Raw genomic sequence first — 24,705 nt, 5'->3', positions numbered from 1 at the left:
GAAATCTTAAAAAATGCGACTTTTCTAGAAGTTCGTCGAAAAAATAAGGCTAGAGAGCTTAAAAATCGATGAACTTCTAGAAAAGTCGCATTTTTTGCATTCGAGAACGTGCCGCTGACGCTTATGCAGAGAACGAGCCCCGCTACCCCAGCCGGCGCATGCGCAGCTTCGCGTCATCCTTCGTACCGGTCAGACGGTACACGTCGAAAACGCCTTCTATCTTACGAATAGATGCCAGAAGCTGGTTCAGGTGGTTCAGGTCTGCCATCTCGAAGCTGTACTGACTCGTGGCCACGCGGTCGTCGCCCGTAGCGATGGTGCCGGAGATGATATTCACTCCAGCATCCGAGAGCACGCGCGCGATGTCCGAAAGCAGGCGCCCGCGGTCGAGCGCTTCGACCTGAATCTTCACGAGGAAGACACCCTGCGAGCTCGTCCAGTCCACCTGAACCACACGCTCTGGCTGGCGTTCGCGCAGATTCTCCACATTCACACAGTCCACGCGATGCACAGATACACCCGCCCCGCGCGTAATGAAGCCGATGATGTCATCTCCCGGCACTGGCGTGCAGCACTTCGCGAGCTTCACCCAGACATTATCCACGCCCTTGACGGAGACGCCCACGGACTTCGCGCGTCGGCCCGAGCTGCCCGCACCTGCTGCCCGCGCACCCCGTGCAGATCCCGAACCCTGCGAGCCAGCACCGCCGCGCGGCCCCCGCACAGATCCAGACCCCGCGCCGGACTTTCCGCGCAGCAGGATGACCTCATCCGCCACACTCGAGCCGACGCCACCGGCCTCCTCAGCCTCATCCTCGCCGAGAATGCGCACCATATGGGCGATGACATTCTGCGTGGACACCTGCCCCTCGCCGATGGCGGCATAGAGCGACTCCACCTCGGAGTAGCCCAGCTCCGTAGCCACAGCCACGAGCAGCTCGAGGCGCGTATAGCTGCGCATAGGAAGGTTCCGCTTACGCAGTGCACGCGCAAGCTCATCCTTCCCCTCGTCGATGTTCTCTGTGCGGCGTTCCTTCGTAAACCACTGGCGGATCTTATTCCGCGCTTTCGGAGACTTCACGAAGTTCAGCCAATCATGCGACGGACCGCCGTTATCTCCCTTCGAGGTGATAATCTCCACGGTGTCGCCATTTTCCAGCTGGGTATCCAGAGGCATGAGGCGCCCGTTAATGCGCGCACCCATCGTGTGGTGCCCCACTTCCGTGTGCACCGCATACGCGAAGTCCACAGGAGTGCCACCCTGCGGCACATCGACTATCTTTCCTTGCGGCGTAAAGACGTAAACCTGGCTGGCTCCGAGGTCATCTTTCAGAGAGCCGAGGAACTCGTCCGAGTCTGGTACCTCGCTCTGCCAGTCTGCCAGCTGCTTAATCCAGTGGAGATTATCTGCCTGAGAGAGTTCGGCTACCTCCGCGGACTCAGCGCCGCCGAGCTTCTGCTCGCGTGCAGTATCCGTCTTATCCGGCTTCGACAGCGCGCGACCGGCCTGTCCGTTCGCCTTATACTTCCAGTGCGCAGCGATGCCGTATTCGGCGCGACGATGCATGTCCCACGTGCGGATCTGGATTTCTACTGGCTTGCCGCCCGGACCTATGACCGTCGTGTGCAGCGACTGGTACATGTTCAGCTTCGGCATGGCGATGTAGTCTTTAAAGCGTCCTGGCACCGGACTCCAGCGCGCGTGAACGGCGCCGAGCACCGCGTAGCAGTCGCGGATAGAGTCCACGATGACGCGGACGCCCATGAGGTCGTAGATGTCCTCGAAATCGTGCCCGCGCACGATCATCTTCTGGTAGATGCTGTAATAGTCTTTCGGCCTGCCCTTAACGCTGGCGGCTATCTGCTGCTCGTCGAGATCCTCGTGAATGGCTGCGAGAATCTGCTGCAGATAGACTTCGCGCTGGCCGGCGCGGTGCTGCACGAGTTCGACTATCTCGTTATAAATCTTCGGGTGCAGCGTCTTAAAGCTGAGTTCTTCGAGTTCCGTTTTGATGGCGTTCATACCGAGACGGTTCGCCAGTGGCGCGTAGACGTCTATCGTTTCCTGAGCTTTTTTCTGCGCGCTCGTCGTTTTCACGTAGCGCCAGGTTCGCGCGTTATGCACGCGGTCTGCCAATTTTATCACTAGCACGCGCACGTCTCGGCTCATCGCGACGATCATCTTACGGATAGTCTCCGCCTGAGCAGAGTCCCCCACGTCCATCTTCGTCAGCTTCGTCACGCCATCGACGAGACCGGCTATGGTATCTCCGAATTCTTCACGGCACTGTTCGAGGGAAAAGTCCGTATCCTCCACTGTGTCATGCAGAAGGCCTGCCGCCACGACGGTAGAGCTCATGCCGAGGTCGGCGAGAATTTGCGCGACGGCTATGGGATGAATAATGTACGGCTCACCCGAGCGTCGGCGCTGCGCAGAATGCAAGCCTACCGCACGCTCGTACGCGCGCTGAAGCAGGTCGAGGTCCGCATCCGGATGATGAAAAGCGCACACCTGGCAGATGGGAAGCAACGGGTTCAGAGGGTCGGCACTTATCTCGCCTCCCAGAATGCGCGAAAATTCGTTATTCGTACTCTCTGCCATCGCACGCCTCCCCGTCTTCACGTGAAATTACTATTCTAGTCCGAAATGCCGGTCGAACCAAACCCTCGCTCAGAGCGATCAGAATCCGGCAGTTTCTCAGCTTCCACGAACCGCGCCTCGACATAGCGCTGAATGACCAGCTGTGCGATGCGGTCTCCCGGCTCGAAATGCCGCGTCTCGTGCGCATCGAGGTTAATCAGCGGAACTTTAATTTCCCCGCGATATCCTGCGTCGATAGTCCCCGGCGCATTCACCACGGTCACGCCCTGCTTAATGGACAGACCGGAGCGCGGATGCACGAGTCCCACGTAGCCTGCAGGAAGCGCGAGGGCTATACCCGTAGGAGCGAGGTGACGCTCAAACGGAGCGAGGTCGAACGCTTCGGTGGTACGCAGGTCCACGCCTGCATCTCCAGCATGCGCATAATACAAGCCAGAAGCCCGAACATCCTCATTCAGGAACTTCACGAGGACTTCGAGGCTTTCTGGCTCGTTATACATCTCATCGAATGCCACTATGCAGCACACTCCTTACACACTGGACCTTCGTCCGTCGTGTAGGCGAGCTGAGAGCGATGCTTGACGAGGAAGCACTCCACGCAGACGAACTCGTCTCCCTGCATAGGGATGACGGTGACGCTCGCATCTTCGTTACTCAAGTCGCTGCCTGGGAGTTCATAGCCTTCAGCCAGAGCGTTCTCGTCATCATCTAAGTCGACGCTCTGATTCTGGCGAGAGCTATTCCCTAGCGCCTCGATGGATTCTTCATCCTCGTCCTTCGAGCGAGGAGAATCATAGTCCTGAGCCATGGCCCACTCCTTTCTGTGTGTGATTTCGCTAAATCCGGTGGAATTCCGCGGCGTGCCGCCGAAATTCGCGGAAAACGCGAAATGTCCTTATGCGTTTGCATAATACTACAAATTTTCTGTGTGACAAATCCGCGGCGAGTGAAATGTCGCGATGTGGGTAAAATCACGTGTTTTGAGCCCGCTTTCGGCCGTGGAAGTGGCATGTGCGTACCTCACCCTACTATAGTGAGCAGAAGTATGATTTCTTCTCTCTTTTCGTGGAGAGAGAGTGGGCGTGAGGGGCATAAGATGGCTGGAAATGCGAATACTGCGAACATTATGGTGACTTTTATGCGTGTGGATGACAGGGGAAATCTCATCCTGCGCGACCCTCTGACGCGAGACACCTTTATCCTCGAGGTCACCGATGAGCTCGAGCAGGGAATTCTCGCCGCGAAGCAGACACGGCGAGACCACCAGGGCAGCCCGAAACCGCAGACAGAGAAAGCACTTCCTCTCTCTGCCATTCAGACTCTTATTCGCTCAGGACACTCCTATGACGACATCGCGCGTGACTACGCTGTGGCTCCTGCTCTCGTACGGCGCTTCGCTGCTCCTGTAGAAAAGGAGAAGCAGTTTATCGTGGGGAAATTCCTCGATACTGTGCTCACCGACCGTGCCACGAGCTCGCGCGTGCGCGACGTCATCATCTCCACAGTCGCTTCTCTCGGATCCGATTTCTCGGAGATATCCTGGACTGCCACACGCGAAGGCCACTCGCCATGGCGAGTGAAGGCTACCTATACCTCTGGATACAGCTCACAGAGCACGAGCGAGACAGCTGAATGGATGTATAACCCACGTGACCGCTCCGTAGTCTGCGTGAACATGCCCGCGAAGCGTCTGCTCGGCGAAGTCTCTTCTGCTGCTTCTCCTGTAGATAAGGAGCTGTTCAGCACGGATGCTGTACCTATTATTACGGCTGATCCTACCGGAGCTTCTGGTGCTCGCACTGCTTCGTCGGGCGCAGTGTCCATGCGGACAGGATCCTTCGAAAGTGTGAGCATGAAGTCCATGCGCGAAGACACGCATATGAGCACGGGCGCCTTCCGAAAAATAGTGTCTGCACCTGTGAAGACTCCTGTGAAGACTGATGGAAAGAAGAGTACTGACGCCCAGAAGGCGCCCCGAGACTCTCAGAAAACACAGGGAACCGCCGATGCTCCTGCATTCACGCCAGAGGCGGGTTCCTCTGCTGGCAGCGCGAGCGCGCATGCGAGTGCGGCGGGAATGAGTGAGACGGACACTTCATCTACGTCTACTGCGTCGACGTCATCAGCGCCATCGACTCCATCGACCCCACGTAAGCGTTCCGCCATCCCAGCGTGGGATGATATCCTCTTCGGGCCGAAGGGACAGGAGTAACAGAAATCTTTCCCTTATGATGTGAGTATATGCCATCTCAGGTGCCGTATACTCACATCTTAAAAAGATCCGAATGAGACCCTGTATCTACACAGGTGAGAGTAAGAATATCATCTTCGATGTAGTACATAAGGAGCCAGTTCGGCCGTACGTGACATTCACGAAATCCAGCAAAATTCCCTCCTAAGGCATGGTCTCTATACCGTGCATCAAGAGCTTCTCCAGCGGCAAGCTTACCTATAATAGTATCAAGTAGCTCCACATCGAGACCACGCCTTTTTATGCGTTTATATGATTTTTTAAACGTCGATGAGAACTTTACTTTATAACGCATGTCACAACCAACTACTCTTCTAATGCTCTCTTGAGATCTTCCATAGTCGTATATGCAGGAACGGAATCATCTCTGGAGATACGTCGAGCTTCTTCCATAGCTGCTAGGGTGCTCTTCTTATATGCCGGCTTTTCCACAGAGAAAGGAAGCCCATCATGAAGCAAGCACTGGCGAAGAAAAATGTTCACTGCACTCGACATATCTAAACCAAGCTCATTAAAAAGCACCGTGGCATTTTTCTTTACAGTCTCATCGATACGTATCTGTACTGGAGAAGTAGCCATGTCTTTTCCTTCCTTAAAAACATTACTTGTGTATACATTGTACACCATAATAATGTTTTTGTAAACGAAAAGCTTCCCCTATCCCCTACAGCACATCCATAAACAGCGGAATGTCCACTTCTGCTTTCGTCAGTGACCCATGCACTGAGGGAAGGCGCGTGGCCATGTCTGTCTGGACGCGCGAGTCCACGATGGTCACGTCTCCCGTGGCGAGGACGAGGATGTCTCCGAGGTAGGCGCGCACATCCTCGCGCATAAGCTCACCAGGCCCATACAGTCCTGCGCGTATAGCCTCGTCCTTCGTGTAGACGAGTGCGCGCGAGCCGAGGAAGTCGCGCCAGCGCTCAGCCAGCGCGTTCACCTCATCTGTAGAAGCTCCCTCACGCGCATACAGCGCCACCGCACGTGGCTCGCCACCGACCACATCCACGCCCTCACGAAGTTCGGCATGTTCCGCGATGTCGATGCGTGTGTCCGGATTCGAGCTAATCATACCGTGATCTGCTGTAATGATGAGCAGAGTACCACGCGCCGCGCGTGAGACTACAGTGCGCAGCTGCTCGTCTACTGTCTCGAAAGCACTCACCCAGTGTTCATCGCGCCAGCCATACTGGTGCCCCATCTTATCCGCATCACGGATGTAGAGGTACGTGAGCCCAGGCGTGTGCGTGGCTTTCGCGGCCGCGAGCGCGTTCGCTTCAGCATTTGGCCCAGAGATATACTTCGGACCACGCAGAGCTGCCTGAGTAAGCGCAGAGTTTTTAAACTGGTAGAGTCCTGCCGTCGTCACGCGCACCCCAGCATTCGCAAGCTGCTCGAAGACGGTCGGCTGCGTCTGCACAGCGAGAGGGTCGAGCCCCCCGGTGAATTTAATCATCTGGGACAGCTCTCGCGTAGCAGGATTTATCTGCGAGTAGCCGGTCATGCCCGTCAGCCCCGGGCAGGTGCCCGTCCCGAAGACGCTCAGCGCCGTCGCAGTGGTCGTGGGAAAAGATGAAGAAATTGGCCGAGAATTCGCGGAATCAGACAGCAGCGAGCGCAGAAACGGTGCGTGGCCTTTACGCTCCACGACGTTCCAGAAGCCGAGGCCATCCACGAGCACGACGAGGACAGAGCGCGCAGACGGTATGCCGAGCGCGGTCTGAAGGCCAGCCGCATCCGCATGCACACGCGTGCTCACCGGAGCGCCGAGAGCCGCAGAAACAGCGGGCAGGACGGCACTTAAGTGACGCGCTCCCCCGCGCCCCTGCGCGTTCGGTGCGTCATACGTGACGATGTCCTGCATCTGTAAAAGATCTGAATCTGCGTAAAACCCCATACTGTCATTCAATCACACGCCCGGCATATAATAGGTACGTTAAGGCTTAAAGGAGATTCATGGCACGCACACGCACACACGCCGCTACATATGACCCACGCACAGTGAAGGAAAACATCGTCGATACGCCGCTGAACGAGGAGATGAGCACGTCCTTCCTCGAGTATGCGTATTCGGTCATCTATGCACGCGCACTTCCGGATGCGCGCGACGGCATGAAGCCTGTGCAGCGGCGCATCGTCTACCAGATGGGTGAGATGGGCCTGACTCCGCAGAAGCCGTACATGAAGTCCGCGCGCGTGGTGGGCGAAGTGATGGGTAAGCTGCACCCGCATGGAGATTCAGCCATTTACGAAGCTATGGTCCGCCTCGCGCAGCCGTTTGCTATGCGCCTGCCGCTCGTGGACGGTCATGGTAATTTCGGTTCGCTCGACGACGGTCCTGCTGCCTCGCGCTATACAGAAGCGCGTCTGGCACCGTCTGCGTTCGGCATGATCGATTCCATCGGCGAAGAGACGGTAGATTTTACACCGAATTATGATAATAAGCTCGAAGAACCGGCAGTACTTCCGGCAGAGTTTCCGAACTTGCTAGTAAACGGCGCGTCGGGCATCGCCGTGGGTATGGCCACGAATATGGCCACGCATAACCTGCGCGAAGTAGTGGAAGGCGCGCAGTACCTCATGCGCCACCCGGATGCTAGCGTGGATGATCTCATGCGCTACATCCCAGGCCCTGATCTGCCAGGCGGTGGCATCATCATGGGACGCTCCGGCATTCGCGACGCATACGAGACAGGACGTGGCACTTTCACCACGCGCTCGACCACGCACATCGAGAATGTGACAGCGCGAAAAAAGGCTATCATCGTCACCGAGCTGCCGTTTATGGTGGGGCCAGAAAAGGTCCTCGAGCGCATATCGGATGGCGTGAAGAATAAGAAGCTCGACGGCATCTCGGGCGCCATCGACCTCACCGACCGCCATAATGGCACGCGTCTGGTCATCGAGATTAAGACGGGATTCGACCCGCAGGCCGTGCTCACCCAGCTGTTCAAATACACGCCGCTGGAAGATAACTTCACCATAAATAACGTGGCTCTCGTAGATGGACGCCCGCACACTATGGGACTGAAAGAGCTGCTCGAAGTGTGGATAGCGCACCGCCGTGACGTCATCCGCAAGCGCTCCGCGTATCGGAAGCGTAAGGCCGAAGAGCGCCTCCACCTCGTGGAGGGCCTGCTACTGGCTTTGCTCGACATCGACGAGGTCATCGAGGTCATTCGCTCGTCGGATGACGCCGACGCTGCGAAGAACCGACTCATGACAGTCTTCGACCTGGACGACATTCAGGCGCAGTACATTCTGGATTTGCGTCTGCGCCGCTTAACGCGTATGAGCCGCATCGAGCTCGAGACGGAGCGCGATGACCTGCGCCGCCGCATCGAGGAGCTCACGGAGATACTGTCGTCTGCGGAAAAGCTGGATGCTGTGGTGGTGGATTCCATGAATGAAGCTGTGGCGCAGTGGGCAGATGCGCGCCGCACTGTCCTGCTCGACGAGGGCGAGGATGGCACGTTTAGTGTGGTCCCGGCGGCTGAGAGTGCGTCTGGGACTTCCGGCGAGGCTCAGGCGGACACGGGCATGAACGGCGCGGGCGCGGGCGCGAACGGCTCGGGTGCGAACGGCTCGAATGCGAGCGCGGGCGCTGCAAGCATGCCGAACGCCGCTCAGTCCGCCAGCTCCGCCCTCGCTTCGGTGAACCGTCAGATGGAAGCACAGTCCGCGCTGGGAAGCTCGCGCGGTGCTATCTCGGGTGAAGCGCTGGAGCTGGAGGATACGCCATGCGTCATCGCGCTGAGTGCGTCTGGCCTCGTGGCGCGTCTTCCTGAGGCTGCATGGGATGCATACTTCGCGCGTACGCGTGAAACTCAGCGCACCGCCGAGGATACGTTCGTCAGCTTTATTCGCTCGTCCACGCGCGCCACGTATGGTCTGATTACCTCGCAGGGTCGTCTCGTGACCGCGCATACCTCGGATCTGCCGAGCGTACACTTTACGCCGGGAGATCCGTCTGCCGCGCTCAGCGTCGCAGGCGGTGTTCGCGCGGACGAGCTGCTTGCTGGCACAGAAAGCACAGAGCCAATTCCAGGTGAGCATACGGTCAGCGTCATCGCGCTCGGCGAGGCTCAGGACGGCACCGAGAGCCCCGTTCCGCTCGCGCTCGGCACGCGTCTGGGCGTCGTCAAGCGCTGGAACCGCGAGTCGCCGACGACTATGGATTCGTGGAGCGTCATGGACGTGAAGGATGGCGACGAGATCCTCTTCGCCGCGGACGCTGCGGATGACGCACGCCTCGTCTTCGTCTCCTCGGACTCCTCTCTGCTGACGTACGCCGCTTCTGCTGTCCGCGCTCAGGGGCGCAATTCTGCCGGTATGGCCGGCATCAAACTCGCCGACGACCAGCAGGTCCTCAGCTTTAGCGTGATTCCGGCTGAGCGTCTGTCCTGGACGGCCGGAGATGAGGAGGCTGAAGTATCCGCATCTGGCGCCGTGGTCCTCACTGTGGCCGGAGATAAGGATGCCCTGCCTGGTACCGATATGGGATCAGCAAAGATAACCCCTCTCGAACTCTACCCTACGAAGGGCCGAGCCACGGGCGGCGTGCGCTCTCAGCGCTTCCTGCGCGGACAGAACACGCTCATAGCCGCTACCGTCACCTCCTGGCCGCCACTGGCCACGAGCGACAGCGGCCACCCTGTGGCACTGCCAGACGTGGACATGCGTCGCGACGGCTCGGGCACCGAGCTGAGCAGTGCGGTGACGGATGTGTCGCGGGTGTAGGGCACAGACTAGGAAGCGAGTAGGACTTGAGAAACTAGACAGCGAAGGGCTGTGATGTGGTGAGTACCATCATCACAGCCCTTCTTTTCCCCTATTCTATATTCATGGATACAGTTATCTCCGAGATAGTCGGTGGACTTGGATGCCCGCGATAGGTATCTCGTCCCGAGTAGACGGACTCTACATGAATACGTAGCTGAGTGGAAGACTGCGGGCTAAATACAGCTGCAGAACGTGCACCTGTGTCGGCTGTATAAAACTTTACCCAGTCATGTGACGCGTCATTCCAGCGCCACAGAGAGTACCTCTGAATGCGCTCATGCGTGTCCCACTCAGGATGGCGTTTATTCCCGAACACCTTTACATACTCGTCTATCTTCACCGTGTTATACATCACTTCCCGTCCGAAGTGGATGTCTATGTCGAGAGGATACTGAGCATCATCATGCGCTGCCCACCGTGTAGCACCATTCCCATCGGTAAGATTCGTCGCTCTCAGCTCAGAGGAAGGATGCTGAGAGCTCACTACTACACGTGCGGACTGTGCGAGATTTTCCCGAGCATGCTCCACATCGACAGCGAGAAATGGCTTCGCATTCTTCTCCCCTTTATCCACTTCTACTATGCCTATGTCCGAAGCAGTGCCATACTGTATGGCATGTCCGAGGATATCACTCGTTCCCTGCGATGCTGTAGTAAGACCGGTATCGATGAGAGGTGACCCTGCTGCTGGAGTAAATGCCTGTGCCACAGCACGAATAGCGCTACGCGTATCCTTTGCTCCAGAATACGAGGTATTCGAGAAGGTAGCCAGGCGCGGAATGCTCGCTTCTCCTGCATACCCCACGAAGTGCGGATCTTCATGGCTTCCTCCCTCATTACGCGGCTCATTTTTATGCTTTCCTGACGCCTCGAAGAAAACGTTATGGTAGAAGATAGCATTATCGATGTTTTCTTCACCACGCTCAGAGTTCCTCCAGCGCGTCTGTGTACTCGCATCGTAATTATAGAAGACATTATTCACGAAGTAGAGTGGGCTCTTGAATGATTTATTATGGAACTCAGCCTGTGTTTTCCCCTGACCCCGCGCGCCTCCTTTATACACGATGACATTATTCGTAAAGTAAGTCGGCGAATAGTTTCCACTCATAAACTCACGAATCATGGTTCCATTATCATTCACAGAGAGGTTATAACGAGCCACAGCTTTATCTGTATTACCCATATAAGCAAACCATCCAGCACCATTATCATGGGAGTAGTTATGCTCATAGACCACATTAAAGTCGTTATACTCGAAATCCCATGGTGTCCCGTCATACGTCGTTGCAGCACCATCAAAAACTTCGTTATAGCGTATAAGTACATCGGCACTCGCATATGCATAGATAGCACAGGACTGTGCTCGGTATCTTTTCAGATATCCATTCACAGTGTTATATTCCATCAGCACATTTTTCGAGTCTCCTACCTGAATAGCACCTTGACCTATGCTGTGCATGGAGTTATTACCTATGTACAGCTGTGTCGTGTACTGGTTATGCGTACGTACCCAGAGATGCTCCCAGCCATCATGCCATTTCCCACTGGAGTCTTTTTCACCAGCACCGTCACCGAACCAGTTAAAGCCCGCTTGTATGGCGTTCAGATCCACTGTATCGAAGGTATTCTTTTCTATGCGGATATCATCGAAGTGGTATCCTCCAGGAGCATACTCGTATGATTCGTGGTTCTTCGACCCGAAAACCTGGAAGTTTACTCCAGCTGTATATATCTTCTGCCATGTATCTGGAGAGTCGAGATGGTGCACATCGACGTGATCTACACGAAAATGCTTCATTACTGTGCGCTCAGGATGTGCCTTCAGCTGCTCGACGCCCTGCTGCTTTTCCAGTATATCTGCATTAATCGATATGGATATTCCATCCCAGACTGTACCATCCCGCGCTGTTTTATCTACGCTAAAGTCATCATCATTAGATAGACTCAGCTCGCGTATCTCCCAGTGATGCTGGTTTCTCAGCACTACCGCACCCGTCGTTCCCACTTTCTGTGGATCTTTGAGCGGGTTCCCCGTGCCTTTGCCTCGCGTAAAGGGGATGTCCACTTTTCCATTCGTGGCTATATATGGCTTTGCAGCATTACTATCTCCATACGCTGCTATGGTAATGGGCTTATCCTCTGCACCAGAACCCTGAGGCCATAACTGCTGGTCATTCCACACAGACCCAGCTTTTAACAGTATCCTATCTCCCGGCTGGAATGTAACTGTGTGTACGCGGGTGAGATTCTTCCACGGTGTCTGCGCGCTCGTGCCCGTAGACGCATCCTCACCACTGCGGCTGTCCACGAAGTAATCCTGACCGCCATAAGGATTCGGAGTGTTACCCGACCATGTTTGTGTATCGAAAAGAGCTTCTGACGCGAGAGCGGTACACGGCAGTGCCCCCACACTCAAAAGCATTCCTACGCATGCACCGAGTACTGCGAGTTTTCTCGCAAGCGTCCGGTGGTGTATATGAGTCATCATCGACTCCTTTCTTCTCTTTCCAGTAACGCTTCCAGCTTGCATCGGCGCGCACTCTCACGTACTGTATCCTTTATATCTTCAAGTTCCGGAACGGCTTCAGAGCTACTATCCGAAAGAAGTATTCTCCACAGCTTTCGTCCGCCATCCTCGACTCGCATTTCTGTCTGCTTCCTCAGCTGAAGGAAGACATCAGCTCTGTCCTGTGCGTGAGCAGAAGCTCCGCGTTCATCCTCTTCATGGATAATTTTCCAGCTCAAATCCGGATAGCGCTGGCGGATACGTTCTGCTTTTTCCGGAATACCAATTCTTTCATCTTCTACGATATTCCGTATGCTCTTCGCCATATCCTCCGAGAAGTAATTCCCGTCTTCTACCTCTATGTACGCACGGTGCCCCTGAGCCGCACTGGCACTCCCGTGCTGTTCGTAAAATGTGCGGAGCTCATCATCACTGAGCTCCAGCTCAGGAGCGTGAGAGCGAAGGAGAAAATGCTTCGCATCTGTAACCACATAGTCACAGAAAAAGTCTAGACTTTTCTCCTGTACTCCATACTGCACACCATCGTCTCTGAATTTCGCATACTCACGAAGAAAGGCCTCCCATGTGGTCAAATCTGTATATCCTTCACGATATGCCCACTGGAAAAGTTTCTCATGCCGCGTATACGAGGAAGGTACTGCCGTCTTTTCGCTAGTACGAAGCGTACAAGCTGCGCACAGGCACAGCGCTACCATGAGTACTATCCCTGCACGCATAACTCTATAGAAGTCTCGGATTATCATGGCGAAGCCACCACGATAGAGCAGGATTTAAGATGTACTTCCCCTCGCGCTTGCTCTATATCCACGCGCACACGAGATAGTCTCCTCGCAGGAATACGCCATATTCTTCTATTTCCCACGCTCTGGCAGGAGGCGAGAGGCTCCTTTGCTTCATCAGCATAAATCTTTACTGATTCGATACGCTGCCCGAAGCGTATATCTTCTCTGAGAATCACTGCTTCTATGAGCTGAGGAATCTCGAAGGTGACATCTAGAGCATCAAGTATCACTTCTCGCCTGTAAAAATCTCGTATCTTTGTACCGAGCTCAGCGAGAACTTCTTTATCCGATACTGCTATGCGTCCATGAGAATCCGGAGGAACATTCAGAAGGAAGCTCGCATTCCCTCCTACTGACGCGCACCAGATGTCGAAAAGCTCATTAGCACTGCGTACGCACGTATCTTCTTCTGCATGGTAAAACCACCCAGGGCGGATAGATGTATTCACCTCTGCAGGATACCAGACTAGCGCACCACTATACTCGTCGAGAGCTTTCCTCGAGCCTAAATCATCTTCACTCGAAGCTATATAGCGAGAGAAGGTCCCATCATCTACCTTCTGGGAACGCTCTGCTGTCGTCTCAGCTCGCCGCACTATCTCTGGCACTACGCTCCATTCATCCGCACGAGTATGTCCAGCTTCATTTCCACACCAGCGTACATCTGGTCCACAGACGCTGATCACAGCCCGAGGCTGAAGCTCGCGCACGGTGGCATAGATACGCTCCCAGTCATACACTTGTCGTTTCCCATTCGCCCCTTCGCCACAGGCTCCATCGAGCCACACGCTAAAGACTTCACCATAACCAGTCAGCAGTTCGGTCAGCTGGTGAATGTAAAAGTCATTATATGCTTCTGTACCATAGCTCTCTTCTGTTCTATCCCAGGGAGAAAGGTACACTCCGAACTTCAGGCCGTGCTCCCGAGCAGCATCGCTCACCTCACGTACGAGGTCCCCCTTCCCACCCTTCCAGGGAGACGATGCGACACTATGCGACGTATATGCAGATGGCCACAAACAGAATCCGTCGTGATGCTTACAGGTAAGTATCACTCCTGTCATCCCTGCCGAGACGAGAGCCTCCATCCACTGCTGCACATCGAGAGAATCAGGATGGAAAAGCGCAGGGTCTTCATGTCCCATGCCCCACTCTCGGTCTGTCATCGTATTCATACCAAAATGGATGAAGGCATACATGTCTAAATCCTGCCATACGAGCTGGCGCGGGGAAGGACGCACACAGGTCAGGTCTTCATCTGTACGTTTCATTACCTGTTTCTCCAGTTATAGAACCAGATAATGGATATAATACCGAGAAGTCCCACAAACTCGAGCCCGAGATATACCCATCCTGTATGTGCTGCACCAAAGATAGTGAGCACTATACACGCTATATACAGCACACACTGAAAGCCTATGCTCAAAGCTGCTCGTATCTTTTCACTCATTTCACGCCTCCCATATTTGACGCCTCGAGGAGTTTCTTCTGAACGATGGCGTAGAAGATAAGTACCGGTATCATGACTATGACCATGCCTGCATACAAACGTCCGTAATTCGTAGCGGCCTTCTGAGTCTGCATGAGATTCAGCAGCCCCACCTGCACCGTACGGTTATCTCCTGTCATCAGGGTCATGGATATGATGTAGTCGTTCCAGTAGCACAGGAAATTAAAGAGCATGGACATGGATATGGCAGGCATAGCCATAGGGAAGAATATGCGAACCATAATAGTAGTCTGCGAAGCACCATCTATCATAGCCGCCTCTTCGTATGCCTTCGGTATGGTCGCGAAGTAATCTTGAAGTAGGAATACCGTAAACGGAAGCGAAGTCGCAGCATAAACGAGCGAAAGAACGAAGATGTTATCGATGAAGAAGCCCGCATCGAAAAATTGAAGCAGCCATTTATCAGCGTCTACCAGCATCAGGAAGATAGGCACGATAATGTAGTTCACGTTTATGAAAAGCCCTGCTTGGATGGCCAGCTGAAGCAAACGCTTACCCGGGAAAGAGAAGCGTGCCAGCACGTAAGCGCACGGCAGAGCGATGACGAGCACGAGAATCATGGACAGCGTGGTCACTATCACAGATGTGCCGAAGTACAGACCCAAGTGAGCATCTGTAAAAGCATCGACGTAATTCTGCCAGTGAACGCCCTCAGGAAGAGTCCACGGACTCCCATAAAACTCTCCTTTATCCTTAAATGATGCGATGATAATCCATATCGTAGGTATGGCTATGCTCAGAGCGACGAGAGTAAGCACTATCTGACCGATGGTACGGCCAGCAGTCCATGCATGCTCAGTCCCCTTCTTATTTACTATGCGCTGAGCACGTGGTACTTTATGAGTGAGCGTGTTCATATCCTCCTCCTTTCCTAGAACTCGACCACGTCACGCTTCGTGGCACGACTGACCACGAGCGACATAATGAAGCTATAGAGGAAGATAACTACGCCTATAGCCATGCCATATCCATACGACGAGTTCGTATACGCTTGCTGATACATGTATCCAAGGAGTACCTGAGATGCATTATCCGGACCACCATTCGTCAGCGCGGTGACCAGTACGAAGCTTAAGTTTACAGAGCTAATGATAAAGAACGTGAGCGTAGTGCGGATATTCTGCCACATAAGTGGAATAGTCAAACTAAAAAGCTGACGCGTCTTACTCGCCCCATCTATCTGAGAAGCTTCGTACAGGCTTGGATCTATACCTGCCATCGATGCCATATACATAACCATGTAGTATCCCACAGACTGCCAGAGCATGGAGAATGCTATCGCATAGATGACTATCTTCTGATTTCCGAGCCACACCTGGCGAAGCCCCTCGAGATGAAGGAACTGTAAGGAGCCGTTAATCAGTCCATTATTCTGGTCATAAATAGCGGAGAAGATAGCAGCCACTATTACTATGGACAGAACTGAAGGAATATAGAGGATAAAACGTATAAGAGAACCACCTATAATCCTATTTTGCATAAGTATGGCCGCAAAAATGACTGCCAGAGGAAGAGTCACACTCGTTACCACGACGAGAAGCAGAACAGTATTCTGGAAAGCATGAACGAAGTTCATGTCATCAAAGAGCTTACGGAAGTTCTCAAAGCCCACAAATATCTGATCATCCGAGTATCCACTCCACTTATACACGGACATCCTAAAAATGTTAAACGTGGGAATAAGGATGAAGATGAGGATAAGTAATCCCGTAGGTAACGCGCAGAAGAACCCGAACCTCGCGCGCTTTCTTTCCAGATCTGTCTTATGCGTGCGCGTATACGCATATACATGTCCGCTAGGATGCGTAGCACCTCCGTGATCTGTATGCATCGTCGCCATAATCACTCCTCCTTGAGCAAAGACTTTCCCACACCTATCTCAGTACACCAAGGGCATGGATACCCTGGCGAGTACCCATGCCCCTTGTGCTAAGGAGGGAAATTACGTATTCAGTTATTTCGAAGCTGCAGCGTTCAGAGCATTACTGGTTTCATTCAGCTTATCCTGCCACTGCTGAAGGCTCAGCTGCCCAGAGGCCACAGAATCCACTGCTTCATACAGATCCTGCTTAATGTTCTTTCCTTCGACAGTCGCCGTCGTAGAGAACGAACCCGCTATAGCCTTCACATCCTTCTGGTTATAGACCTCGTAGAAGGTACGAATGGTGGAGTCTACCTTATCAGTGACGCCCTTGATAGGCTGCACAGCACCCGTCTTTACAAAGATATCCGCGGCCTTATCCGAGTAAAGGTACGCCATGAATTTCTTCGCTTCTTCCTTATGCTTCGCCTTCGATGGTATCCACACAGCTTCCAGAGCGGTGCTCACATAGTGCGTCTTGCCTGCTTCGAGAGTAGGTACTGGAGCAAACCCCCACTCGAAGCCGTCCGAACGTGGAGCATCCTTCATCTCGTTTACTATCCACGTGCCGTTAGGCATGAAGATAGACTTATCGCTCAGGATAGACTGCTGATTCTTCGTGAAGTCCTGACCGTTCGCATAGCCCACAGTATCCGGATTCAAGTAGTCCTTGACAAGCTTCGAGGTCGTCTCGAGAGCCTTCGTAGCATCCGAAGACTTCCAGATATCCTTCTTATAGGTCATGATGTCTTCGTAGAACTGCTCTCCACCGACATCAGCGAGGAATGCATTAAAGAATGCATCGAAGTACCCTGCTGTAGGATAGGTGAAGAGGGATATGCCCTTCGCCTTCGCAGCATCTCCCAGCTTAAACATCTCATCCCATGTGCTCGGCACTTCCCAGCCATTCTGCTTCAGAAGGGTCTTATTATAGACGAGACCCGTCGGCGAGTAGTACATAGGCATAAGATACGTATCGCTACCACCGTATGGATTCGTGTAGAGACCTATGACGCCATCCACGAGCTTCTCTTTTACAGTCTTACTTTCACCTGGTACCTGAATGTCGAGAACATCATTCAGCTTTTCGAGTGCTTTATCCTTCAAAAGGGTTTCCGTAAGTCCAGACTTCGTACCCTGACCAAGCTCGACTATATCTGGATACTTTCCTGCCTTCATACCAGGCATAATCTCATCTTCTATCTTCTTCGAGATAGTGAGATTAATCTTTACGTTAGGATTTTCCTTTTCATAAGCAGCGACGACATCCTTGTACATCTGGGCACCATAGCCACCTTCGAAGGCTGCGAATTCGAGAGTCACTTTTCCTCCGCTGCTTCCGCCGGACTTACCAGCGCCGCATGCCGCCATACCTATAATCATAGACCCCGCGCTCACTAGAGCCAGAATCCTCTTTATCTGAGTAGAGTTCATCATCTCCTCATCCTTCTCTTCACGGTATCAGACTGCTGCTTCGCCGTCTGGCACCTATGTGGGTGTACTGCTACGTACAATTGTTAGTATACACTACATTTTCAAGAATGCGAAATTAATTTACGAAATATTCTTTATTTTTTACGAAATTATCGTTTGAATCGAAGGGTGGTGCCTCGTACACACTCCTCATACGTAATCCACATCTCTTCCTCAGCATATCGCACAGATACACGTTCGCCTTTTTCGCTCAGTACTCGTAGACTCTGAGCCTCCTCCTGCGTATACGTCCGTATAGAGCACACCACTTCTTTCGAGTCCCAGTGCACGTCCACCGTCAGCCCCGTACGGGTTCCTGCCCCACATACGCTTCCCCGGGACCATAGACTGGACTCATATCCACCTCCACATGGCCACGCAGGGAGGATACGTATACTGTTCGGCGTGCTATCCACGAGCATCTGCATACATGCAGCGCTAAAGCCTAAGTTTCCATCTATCTGAAATGGCGGATGCGCACACAGACCACTACCATACACTCCTCCCCCATGAATACTCGGTTCAGTCTCCGCATCTACTCGGCGAAGAAAGAGCCTCATACAGTTCAGTACGTGCTGCGAGTCCCGGAGTCTCGACCACAGAAGCATCCTCCAGACTATACTCCAGCCAGATCCATCATCCCCGCGCTGTTCGAGCGTTACTCGAGCTGCCTTCTCGAGACGCTCATCGCTTCCACGACCAGGATATACCTCATACAAATGCGAAAGATGCCTGTGCTGAGGATCTACTTCTTTATACTGACTGTCCCATTCCTGCACAGCGCCATCATCGCGAATGCGAGGTGGAACAAGGCGAGGAAGTGTACCTCGTGCGCGAGTCACAAATGCTTTTCCATCCACTTTCGCGCAGGTATCTGAATCCTCACTGACACACGTATCTTTTCCAGCAGAGCACAAATGTTCATACGCCTCACACAGATTTCTACAGGCTTCACGTGTCAGCGCGAGCGCGTGTTCTGTATAACTCGCCACCGATGCCACCGCCCCGGTATCATCTACATAAAACTGATTTTCTGGAGAGATAGCACCACACGGTGCCAGATATCCATCGTCCTTCTCCACCAGCGCGTCCATACAGAACTGCGCGGTAGCACACATCGAAGGCCAAATTCTTTCTAGGTACTCCGCATCTCGCGTATAGAGATATGTATCATAGAGCGTGGCACATATCCACGCGTGCGCATACGGATAAAGTGCCCAGAGAGCATCACCGTGTGCTGGAGTACTTTTTCTCCATATGTCCACGTTATGACAGACTGCAGATCCGCCACATCCGAAGACATCTCGGGCAGTTTTCCTTCCTGGACATATCAGCTGTTCGCTCATCACCTCTAACGGTTCTATAACATCCCCCAGCTGACATGGGCCCACAAGCCAGTAATTCATCTCTGTATTAATATTCGTCGTGTAATCACTAAACCACGGCGGCACTTTTTGATTATTCCACAGCCCCTGAAGTGTCATCGCTTGCGCACCGAGGCGAGATCCCGAAAGAGCCAAGTATTTTCCGAAAGAAAAGAGCATCTGCACACACCGCGCAAGCGCATCCTCACTCCCTTGCGCTACACTCTCGAGAAGCCTCGCGACATCATACTCATACGCACTCTCTTCCTCATCTGCTGTACCGAGACAGATACGCGTACGCCGAAAAAGTGTGTCATACTCATCCTTCGCGTCACGTTCAGCGTCACGTTCAGCATTACCTACAGCATCCCCTACGGCATGCTCCTCTTTCCACACGGTAAGAAGCTCCGTGAGTATTTGTGCACTATCTGTACAGATAGACACATTATGTCCTCGATATCCCGTACGCATACGCACACGGAGGGTAAGATGCTGGATATCGGAGAAAGCTATGGAGTTTCCCCTATCTTGCACCTGCCCTTCAGCCACTTCATAGCGTATAACTGCTGCATACCCCATCCCTTCACCGATGACATTCTCTGGATTCCAGAGAGTATCATCAGCATTTTCGAGAGTGCGGCGGTGTAGACCTGGCGCTTGACCGCGTATACAGAGCTTCTCTCTCTGCGCATCTACGTGTGTTATAAACCCACCGTCTGCACTCAGTGTACAGTTCAGCAGACCTGTTGCATCTACCTTCACGATGAGCTCATCAGTTTTCCGCGAGCACCACGCTTCTACTTTTACAGCGGTGTCATCTAGGCTAAAACACTCTCTCATCGTCGCATCATCAAGGTCGAGACTGCGCTGCACATCTGTACGTGCAGCTTCGAAGCGTAGATGCATATCTCCGAGAGGAAGATAAACCTGCACATCATGCGCATGAGAGAGCTTACTATTAATAAGCTCATTTGCTTCACTCACCAGTCCATCACGAAGCAGCTTGCGCGCATCTTCCATATCGCGAGCGTTCAGAGGCGAGACATCCTCATTCGGATATCCAGACCAGAGAGTGTCCTCATTCAGCGCGAAAGTAATCTGCTCGTCCGCGCCATACACCATGGCACCCATACGACCACTTCCTAGCGGTATGCCATCATTCCAGTGCTGTGCTGCACCATGCCAGAGCATTTTCATACGCGTACTACTCCTTTACGCAGGATAATGTTCGCATACTGCTGAGTTTCTCCCGTAGCCACTATGCAGTATGCGCTACGAGCACGGTCATAAAACTCATAGCGCTCGCACCACTGCATATGTGCTCCCTGAAGAATACTTCCATACTCATCCCAGATGGGAGCGGCACACCTACCTCCTTCTATATCTCCTTCTACCACTTTCATCAGAGTCACAGGAGCGTCATCATACCGGTCGAGGGGGAAGAGGGTAAGCACTGCAGTAAGAAGTTCAGGAATGCGCACTCCATCATAGCGCACGACGCAGGCGCGCTCACTGACGCTTTGAGCAGGAAAATGCGCATCTGCGAAGACTATAGTATCTCCATGTCCCATCTCACACAGTACTTTCAGTAACTGCGGTGAGAGTATAGCCGGTATTCCTTTCAGCATGGCCTTACTCCTTCGTATGACTGTACTGTTCTCTAGTTTACTCGAGAATCTGTGCTATACATGCGCGCTGCTGCACAGTGAGTCGCAGGTCTTCCACACTGATGTCGAGTCCTTTTACTCGTACCGCTTCTTTTATAGCAGGGATAAAGAACTCAGCCACATCATAGACTGCCATGAGATGCTGTATGCGCGCGCTCGCCTCCAGGAGCTCCCGCATATTTTTATCCTTCCACGCCTTGTCCGCTCGAGAGAAAGTCTCTGGTTCCACATTCGTAAGGCCGCTGATAACGCCATTACCACCAGCTACTCTATTTGCTCCATAGTATTCGTCATACCCAGACAGCACACAGAAGTCTGGTCGCACAGGACGTACACTCTGGATTATCTTTCGCGTATGACTGAGTGTATCCACGGTGTCTTTTATCCCCACGATATTTTCATACTCGCATGCCAGCACTGACACTGTCTCTGGATCAAGATCACTGCCCGTGCGAGCTGGGAAGTTATAAAGAATAACCGGTAAAGATGTACTGCATGCCAGCCGCGAGAAGTATGCACGAGCTTCGCGAGGGCTTGGACCGAAATAATACGGCGAGAGAGCTAGGATACCATCCACTTCCTCTCGCTCACAAGCACGGATAAGCTCAAGTACGTTTCGCACATCCGTATCTGCCACACCCACGAAGACCTGCATTCTGTGCTGTATATACTGAACGAGATGATGGATCATCTGCGCCTTTTCCTGCACACTGAACGTATAGAACTCGCCGATACTTCCGAAAAGGATTATGCCCTGCACACCCGCATGGATAAGATGGTCACAGTGTGCATACCAGTGCTCATAGTCTGCAGTGCCATCCTCTCTTAGGAACGTCAGGGATGGACAGTACACTCCATCACAGAGAAACATGCTCATCATCTCCTCCATATACTCGTCGTGCATTTGCGTAGAAGAAATTATCGTCACCATTCCAGTACTTCATCACGATTTGAAGATGCTCAGCAAGCCCACCATAAAGCTGAATCACTGGCCAGTTTGAAGCATACAGGAGACGTTCTGGAGAGAAGATAGACTTCATGCACGCACATATACTGTCAGCGAATACTACGTCAGCAGTGGGATACCCAGACACTTTCACATAGACATTCTCCAGAGTAGCAAGCCGCTCAAAAGCGGGAAGTGCGCTCTCGAGCTGAGCGCTATTAGTCACATTCCCCACGTGATCGAGCACTACAGTAGCTTGCGGAATACGCTCGCATGCCCGTACGAGATCATCGAGTTCTTCGGTACGTACACACGCATCGAATGCGATATGGCGGTCTGCGAGTAGACGCAGTCCGTCTAAAAATTCTCGCTCGAGACAGCGACCCTCCCGAGCAGATGTCGTGTGCAGTACTTCACGTACAGCCCGTGCACAGAGAGGCACACGCATATGCGTGCTGAGACGCGCCTGTAAGCACATAGCAAATCCCGCACTTTCCTGAAGCTGCGCCGCTCGTATATCTTCATCCGCCCAGTCTGGCGTATCCACTTCTACATACACTCCTGAGACGAGCTGAACCTGCGGCACTGTCCGAGCAGAGTCATACGCGCATACGAGATCATCGAGCGTATACGTCCTCTGAAGTACCTTCATATCCCGGGTAACCCAAGGAAGGTTCTGTTTCTGCCAGTTCCAGAGATGCACATGCGAGTCGAGCACTTTCTGCACTGGCGTAAGCTCACTACCCTGCTCATCGTGAGCTTTTGTCAGCGCCCCCATCATGTCAGCGCCCTATCGAGGTGCACATAACCACCATCTGGATATATCCACTGTCCTGTCGTGTGCGACGAACGGTCAGAAAGGAGAAAAACCACAGTATCTGCTATCTCCTCAGTACTCGTCATACGGTGGCCAAGCGGTATGGATCGCGTTATCTTTTCAAGCTGAGCCTTCTGTGCCTCTTCATCTCCGAAGCTCCGGATCCACTGTGCGTAGAGAGGAGTCCAGGATTCTGCTATAACGACGGCATTCGCACGCACATTATCAGCAGCCAGCGCAGCAGCCCACTCGCGAGTAAGAGCGAGGATAGCACCTTTCGCAGCAGCATATGCGCTTGTCTTACCTTGTCCAGTTACTGCCGTCTTCGAGCCCACGTTTACTATAGATCCTTGCGACTCTTTCAGTGCACCGACGCACTGGTGTACGAGTTCATAGTAATGCGTAAGATTTCCATGCAGTGAGGCCTCGAAGTCCCTCCAGCTGGTCGTCTCCAGGGAGAGACCATCATTTCTACCCGCATTATTCACCACGCCATCGATATGCCCATACTTTCTGAGCACATCCTGAACGAGAGGTCCTATCTCATCGGCGTTATTCAAGTCTATGAGATACACATCATACGTAGTAGTTATCTCTTCCATGGCTTGACGAAAGTCTTCTTCTGCCCCATCACTCCTGTTCAGAACGACAGGTATAGCCCCTTCTTCAGCTAGCCTCAACGCTATAGCTCTGCCTATCCCCTTAAATCCTCCCGTCACGAGGATTACCTTTCCTGAGAGATGTAAGTCCACTGCAGTCCCTTTCTCTAGTACCCTTTATATATCACTCATCATCAGCACTGGTGCGTATACGCGGCTGAGCATACATATACTGCTCGCACAGAGCGAGGTTCATCTGAATCCCACTTCCTGGATTCAGTGGAGTCTGGTAACGCCCATGACATATTCGAGAAGGCTCGAGGAAGTATTCGTGCTGATTATCCACGTACTCCACCATGCGGTCTTCCATCTGCCCCGAGATGGACACATAGTCCAGCATGGCATACTGCACCACAGCTTCACACAGCCCCACACCACCTGCATGAGGGCATACTCGTACGCCATACTTATGCGCGAGCAGATACTCGAGGATAATCTCCTGAGGGCCTGCTACACGCGTCGCATCTATCTGCATCACTTGGAATGCTCCCGCCTGCAGATACTGCTTATAAAGGATACGGCTTTGCATCTGCTCTCCCGTCGCCACAGCAAGCGGATGAATAGCTTTTTGTATGGCCGCGTGGCCGAGTACATCATCTGGACTAGTTGGCTCCTCTACCCACGCGAGGTCATACTTTTCGAGATGTTTTATCCAGGCGATGGCTTGCGGTACGTCCCAGACCTGGTTCGCATCTACCGCTATACGTATATCTGGCCCCGCTTCCTGCCGGGCGAGGCTTAGACGCCGGATATCATCCTGCAGGTTCTGCCCCACTTTCAGCTTTATCTGCTGAAATCCTTTCTCCCTCGTCTCACTTCGGATAAGGCTGAGCATTTTTTCGTCGCTATATCCGAGCCATCCCGCTGCTGTAGAGTATCCTGGATATCCACGCTGGATAAGATCGTGCGCTCGCGCATCGGCACTCGCTTTTTTATCCGCAAGTATGTCTACTGCTTCTTCAGGCGTCAGAGCATCTGTAAGATAGCGAAAGTCGAGCGTAGAGACCAATTCTTCCGGCTCCATACTGCTCAGAAGCTTCCATAACGGCATCCGCGACCTTCGTGCTTTCAGATCCCATAATGCCGAAAGCAGCGCACCACATGCCATATGGACCACGCCCTTTTCTGGACCCAGCCAGCGCAGCTGCGAGTCATGAATGCACTCATCCCATGCGAGCCGCATCTGATCCAGATATGTTTCTACTCGTTTTCCTATAAATTTTCGCGCTATGGTATCGATAGCGGTAACGACCACATCATTACCCCTACCTATAGTAAAGACGAAACCATATCCACAGTCTCCATCACTCGTCTCGAGTACTACATACGCACTCGAGTAGTCTGGGTCTGGATTCATAGCATCCGAACCCGATAAGGTCTGAGACGTAGGGAATCTCAGGTCATATGTCGTTACTTTCGCTATAGTACTCATCTCGCCTCTTTGCTTCCTTTGCTTCGCACATC

The 24,705-nt window shown here is 53.0% G+C and carries 21 protein-coding genes; 2 read left to right on the top strand and 19 right to left on the bottom strand.

Annotation, left to right across the window (positions count from 1 at the left end; genetic code table 11):
• Positions 1-142: 142 nt before the first annotated feature.
• From ALMA_RS04165 to ALMA_RS04155, 3 genes are read right to left on the bottom strand one after another with little or no spacing between them, the layout of a single operon-like run.
• Positions 143-2,602 carry a RelA/SpoT family protein gene (locus ALMA_RS04165; RefSeq protein ID WP_094726486.1) on the bottom strand — a complete coding sequence of 820 codons (2,460 nt, stop codon included), beginning with the start codon at positions 2,600-2,602 and terminating at the stop codon, positions 143-145.
• Between the two features lie 35 nt (positions 2,603-2,637).
• On the bottom strand, positions 2,638-3,117 hold the full coding sequence (gene dut / locus ALMA_RS04160; protein WP_094726485.1) for a dUTP diphosphatase: 480 nt from the start codon (positions 3,115-3,117) through the stop codon (positions 2,638-2,640).
• Positions 3,117-3,410: a DUF4193 domain-containing protein gene (locus ALMA_RS04155; RefSeq protein ID WP_086105915.1), complete on the bottom strand. Its 294-nt coding sequence runs from the start codon at positions 3,408-3,410 to the stop codon at positions 3,117-3,119. The genes dut and ALMA_RS04155 overlap by 1 nt, the downstream gene beginning before the upstream one ends.
• 288 nt (positions 3,411-3,698) lie before the next feature.
• Here ALMA_RS04155 and sepH point away from each other — a divergent pair, with 288 nt between their 5' ends.
• The gene (gene sepH, locus ALMA_RS04150) at positions 3,699-4,814 is read left to right on the top strand and encodes a septation protein SepH (protein ID WP_094726484.1); all 1,116 of its coding nucleotides are present in this window, start codon (positions 3,699-3,701) and stop codon (positions 4,812-4,814) included.
• A 52-nt stretch (positions 4,815-4,866) separates the two neighbouring features.
• Here the strand turns inward: sepH and ALMA_RS04145 are convergent, their stop codons facing one another.
• The 3 genes from ALMA_RS04145 to ALMA_RS04135 all read right to left on the bottom strand — a co-directional run bounded on the left by ALMA_RS04145 (position 4,867) and on the right by ALMA_RS04135 (position 6,750).
• Entirely contained in the window at positions 4,867-5,148 is a 282-nt protein-coding gene (locus ALMA_RS04145; RefSeq protein ID WP_094726483.1) for a type II toxin-antitoxin system YafQ family toxin, read from the bottom strand.
• A gap of 11 nt (positions 5,149-5,159) precedes the next feature.
• A complete protein-coding gene (locus ALMA_RS04140) occupies positions 5,160-5,432 on the bottom strand; it encodes a type II toxin-antitoxin system RelB/DinJ family antitoxin (RefSeq protein ID WP_094726482.1) in 273 nt (90 codons plus the stop codon).
• Between the two features lie 85 nt (positions 5,433-5,517).
• Positions 5,518-6,750: an alkaline phosphatase family protein gene (locus ALMA_RS04135; protein WP_169712305.1), complete on the bottom strand. Its 1,233-nt coding sequence runs from the start codon at positions 6,748-6,750 to the stop codon at positions 5,518-5,520.
• A gap of 59 nt (positions 6,751-6,809) precedes the next feature.
• Between ALMA_RS04135 and ALMA_RS04130 the strand changes: the two genes are divergently transcribed.
• Positions 6,810-9,593, top strand: a complete 2,784-nt coding sequence (locus tag ALMA_RS04130) for a DNA gyrase/topoisomerase IV subunit A (RefSeq protein WP_094726480.1) — start codon at positions 6,810-6,812, stop codon at positions 9,591-9,593.
• Between the two features lie 91 nt (positions 9,594-9,684).
• Here the strand turns inward: ALMA_RS04130 and ALMA_RS04125 are convergent, their stop codons facing one another.
• From ALMA_RS04125 to ALMA_RS04065, 13 genes are all read right to left on the bottom strand, one after another.
• Positions 9,685-12,123 carry a right-handed parallel beta-helix repeat-containing protein gene (locus ALMA_RS04125; RefSeq protein WP_148140250.1) on the bottom strand — a complete coding sequence of 813 codons (2,439 nt, stop codon included), beginning with the start codon at positions 12,121-12,123 and terminating at the stop codon, positions 9,685-9,687.
• Positions 12,120-12,734, bottom strand: a complete 615-nt coding sequence (locus tag ALMA_RS04120) for a hypothetical protein (protein ID WP_094726478.1) — start codon at positions 12,732-12,734, stop codon at positions 12,120-12,122. The genes ALMA_RS04125 and ALMA_RS04120 overlap by 4 nt, the downstream gene beginning before the upstream one ends.
• A 167-nt stretch (positions 12,735-12,901) precedes the next feature.
• Positions 12,902-14,215, bottom strand: coding sequence for an alpha-L-fucosidase (locus ALMA_RS04115; RefSeq protein ID WP_094726477.1), 1,314 nt, complete (start codon positions 14,213-14,215; stop codon positions 12,902-12,904).
• Positions 14,215-14,394, bottom strand: coding sequence for a DUF6903 family protein (locus ALMA_RS04110; protein ID WP_094726476.1), 180 nt, complete (start codon positions 14,392-14,394; stop codon positions 14,215-14,217). Before ALMA_RS04110 ends, ALMA_RS04115 begins: the two co-directional genes overlap by 1 nt.
• A complete protein-coding gene (locus ALMA_RS04105; RefSeq protein ID WP_094726475.1) occupies positions 14,391-15,311 on the bottom strand; it encodes a carbohydrate ABC transporter permease in 921 nt (306 codons plus the stop codon). Before ALMA_RS04105 ends, ALMA_RS04110 begins: the two co-directional genes overlap by 4 nt.
• Before the next feature lie 14 nt (positions 15,312-15,325).
• Entirely contained in the window at positions 15,326-16,294 is a 969-nt protein-coding gene (locus tag ALMA_RS04100) for a carbohydrate ABC transporter permease (protein ID WP_094726474.1), read from the bottom strand.
• A gap of 114 nt (positions 16,295-16,408) precedes the next feature.
• Complete coding sequence (locus ALMA_RS04095) at positions 16,409-17,752, bottom strand: carbohydrate ABC transporter substrate-binding protein (RefSeq protein ID WP_094726473.1); 1,344 nt, start codon at positions 17,750-17,752, stop codon at positions 16,409-16,411.
• A 146-nt stretch (positions 17,753-17,898) separates the two neighbouring features.
• Positions 17,899-20,349 (bottom strand): glycosyl hydrolase family 95 catalytic domain-containing protein, encoded by a 2,451-nt coding sequence (locus ALMA_RS04090; RefSeq protein ID WP_094726472.1) that lies wholly within the window; start codon positions 20,347-20,349, stop codon positions 17,899-17,901.
• Positions 20,346-20,780: an RbsD/FucU family protein gene (locus ALMA_RS04085; protein ID WP_094726471.1), complete on the bottom strand. Its 435-nt coding sequence runs from the start codon at positions 20,778-20,780 to the stop codon at positions 20,346-20,348. Before ALMA_RS04085 ends, ALMA_RS04090 begins: the two co-directional genes overlap by 4 nt.
• Positions 20,781-20,817: 37 nt before the next feature.
• The gene (locus tag ALMA_RS04080; protein ID WP_244568857.1) at positions 20,818-21,750 is read right to left on the bottom strand and encodes a dihydrodipicolinate synthase family protein; all 933 of its coding nucleotides are present in this window, start codon (positions 21,748-21,750) and stop codon (positions 20,818-20,820) included.
• Positions 21,677-22,546, bottom strand: a complete 870-nt coding sequence (locus ALMA_RS04075) for an amidohydrolase family protein (protein WP_094726469.1) — start codon at positions 22,544-22,546, stop codon at positions 21,677-21,679. Before ALMA_RS04075 ends, ALMA_RS04080 begins: the two co-directional genes overlap by 74 nt.
• Positions 22,543-23,334: an L-fucose dehydrogenase gene (locus tag ALMA_RS04070; RefSeq protein WP_094726468.1), complete on the bottom strand. Its 792-nt coding sequence runs from the start codon at positions 23,332-23,334 to the stop codon at positions 22,543-22,545. Before ALMA_RS04070 ends, ALMA_RS04075 begins: the two co-directional genes overlap by 4 nt.
• A gap of 31 nt (positions 23,335-23,365) precedes the next feature.
• Positions 23,366-24,673 carry an enolase C-terminal domain-like protein gene (locus tag ALMA_RS04065; RefSeq protein ID WP_094726467.1) on the bottom strand — a complete coding sequence of 436 codons (1,308 nt, stop codon included), beginning with the start codon at positions 24,671-24,673 and terminating at the stop codon, positions 23,366-23,368.
• Positions 24,674-24,705: the final 32 nt, after the last annotated feature.

It is taken from the genome of Alloscardovia macacae (assembly GCF_002259705.1).
Taxonomy (GTDB): domain Bacteria; phylum Actinomycetota; class Actinomycetes; order Actinomycetales; family Bifidobacteriaceae; genus Alloscardovia; species Alloscardovia macacae.
Note: the sequence above shows the minus strand (reverse complement) of the source record. Positions and strands in the feature narration are given on the sequence as shown.

Coding starts and splice junctions, on each gene's coding strand:
- ALMA_RS04165 (WP_094726486.1), bottom strand. CDS start 2,602: ATGGCAGAGAGTACGAATAACGAATTTTCGCGCATTCTGGGAGGCGAG.
- ALMA_RS04125 (WP_148140250.1), bottom strand. CDS start 12,123: ATGATGACTCATATACACCACCGGACGCTTGCGAGAAAACTCGCAGTA.
- sepH (WP_094726484.1), top strand. CDS start 3,699: ATGGCTGGAAATGCGAATACTGCGAACATTATGGTGACTTTTATGCGT.
- ALMA_RS04110 (WP_094726476.1), bottom strand. CDS start 14,394: ATGAGTGAAAAGATACGAGCAGCTTTGAGCATAGGCTTTCAGTGTGTG.
- ALMA_RS04090 (WP_094726472.1), bottom strand. CDS start 20,349: ATGAAAATGCTCTGGCATGGTGCAGCACAGCACTGGAATGATGGCATA.
- ALMA_RS04130 (WP_094726480.1), top strand. CDS start 6,810: ATGGCACGCACACGCACACACGCCGCTACATATGACCCACGCACAGTG.
- ALMA_RS04075 (WP_094726469.1), bottom strand. CDS start 22,546: ATGATGGGGGCGCTGACAAAAGCTCACGATGAGCAGGGTAGTGAGCTT.
- ALMA_RS04065 (WP_094726467.1), bottom strand. CDS start 24,673: ATGAGTACTATAGCGAAAGTAACGACATATGACCTGAGATTCCCTACG.
- ALMA_RS04095 (WP_094726473.1), bottom strand. CDS start 17,752: ATGATGAACTCTACTCAGATAAAGAGGATTCTGGCTCTAGTGAGCGCG.
- ALMA_RS04115 (WP_094726477.1), bottom strand. CDS start 14,215: ATGAAACGTACAGATGAAGACCTGACCTGTGTGCGTCCTTCCCCGCGC.
- ALMA_RS04145 (WP_094726483.1), bottom strand. CDS start 5,148: ATGCGTTATAAAGTAAAGTTCTCATCGACGTTTAAAAAATCATATAAA.
- ALMA_RS04080 (WP_244568857.1), bottom strand. CDS start 21,750: ATGGTGACGATAATTTCTTCTACGCAAATGCACGACGAGTATATGGAG.
- ALMA_RS04140 (WP_094726482.1), bottom strand. CDS start 5,432: ATGGCTACTTCTCCAGTACAGATACGTATCGATGAGACTGTAAAGAAA.
- ALMA_RS04105 (WP_094726475.1), bottom strand. CDS start 15,311: ATGAACACGCTCACTCATAAAGTACCACGTGCTCAGCGCATAGTAAAT.
- ALMA_RS04155 (WP_086105915.1), bottom strand. CDS start 3,410: ATGGCTCAGGACTATGATTCTCCTCGCTCGAAGGACGAGGATGAAGAA.
- ALMA_RS04085 (WP_094726471.1), bottom strand. CDS start 20,780: ATGCTGAAAGGAATACCGGCTATACTCTCACCGCAGTTACTGAAAGTA.
- ALMA_RS04100 (WP_094726474.1), bottom strand. CDS start 16,294: ATGGCGACGATGCATACAGATCACGGAGGTGCTACGCATCCTAGCGGA.
- ALMA_RS04135 (WP_169712305.1), bottom strand. CDS start 6,750: ATGGGGTTTTACGCAGATTCAGATCTTTTACAGATGCAGGACATCGTC.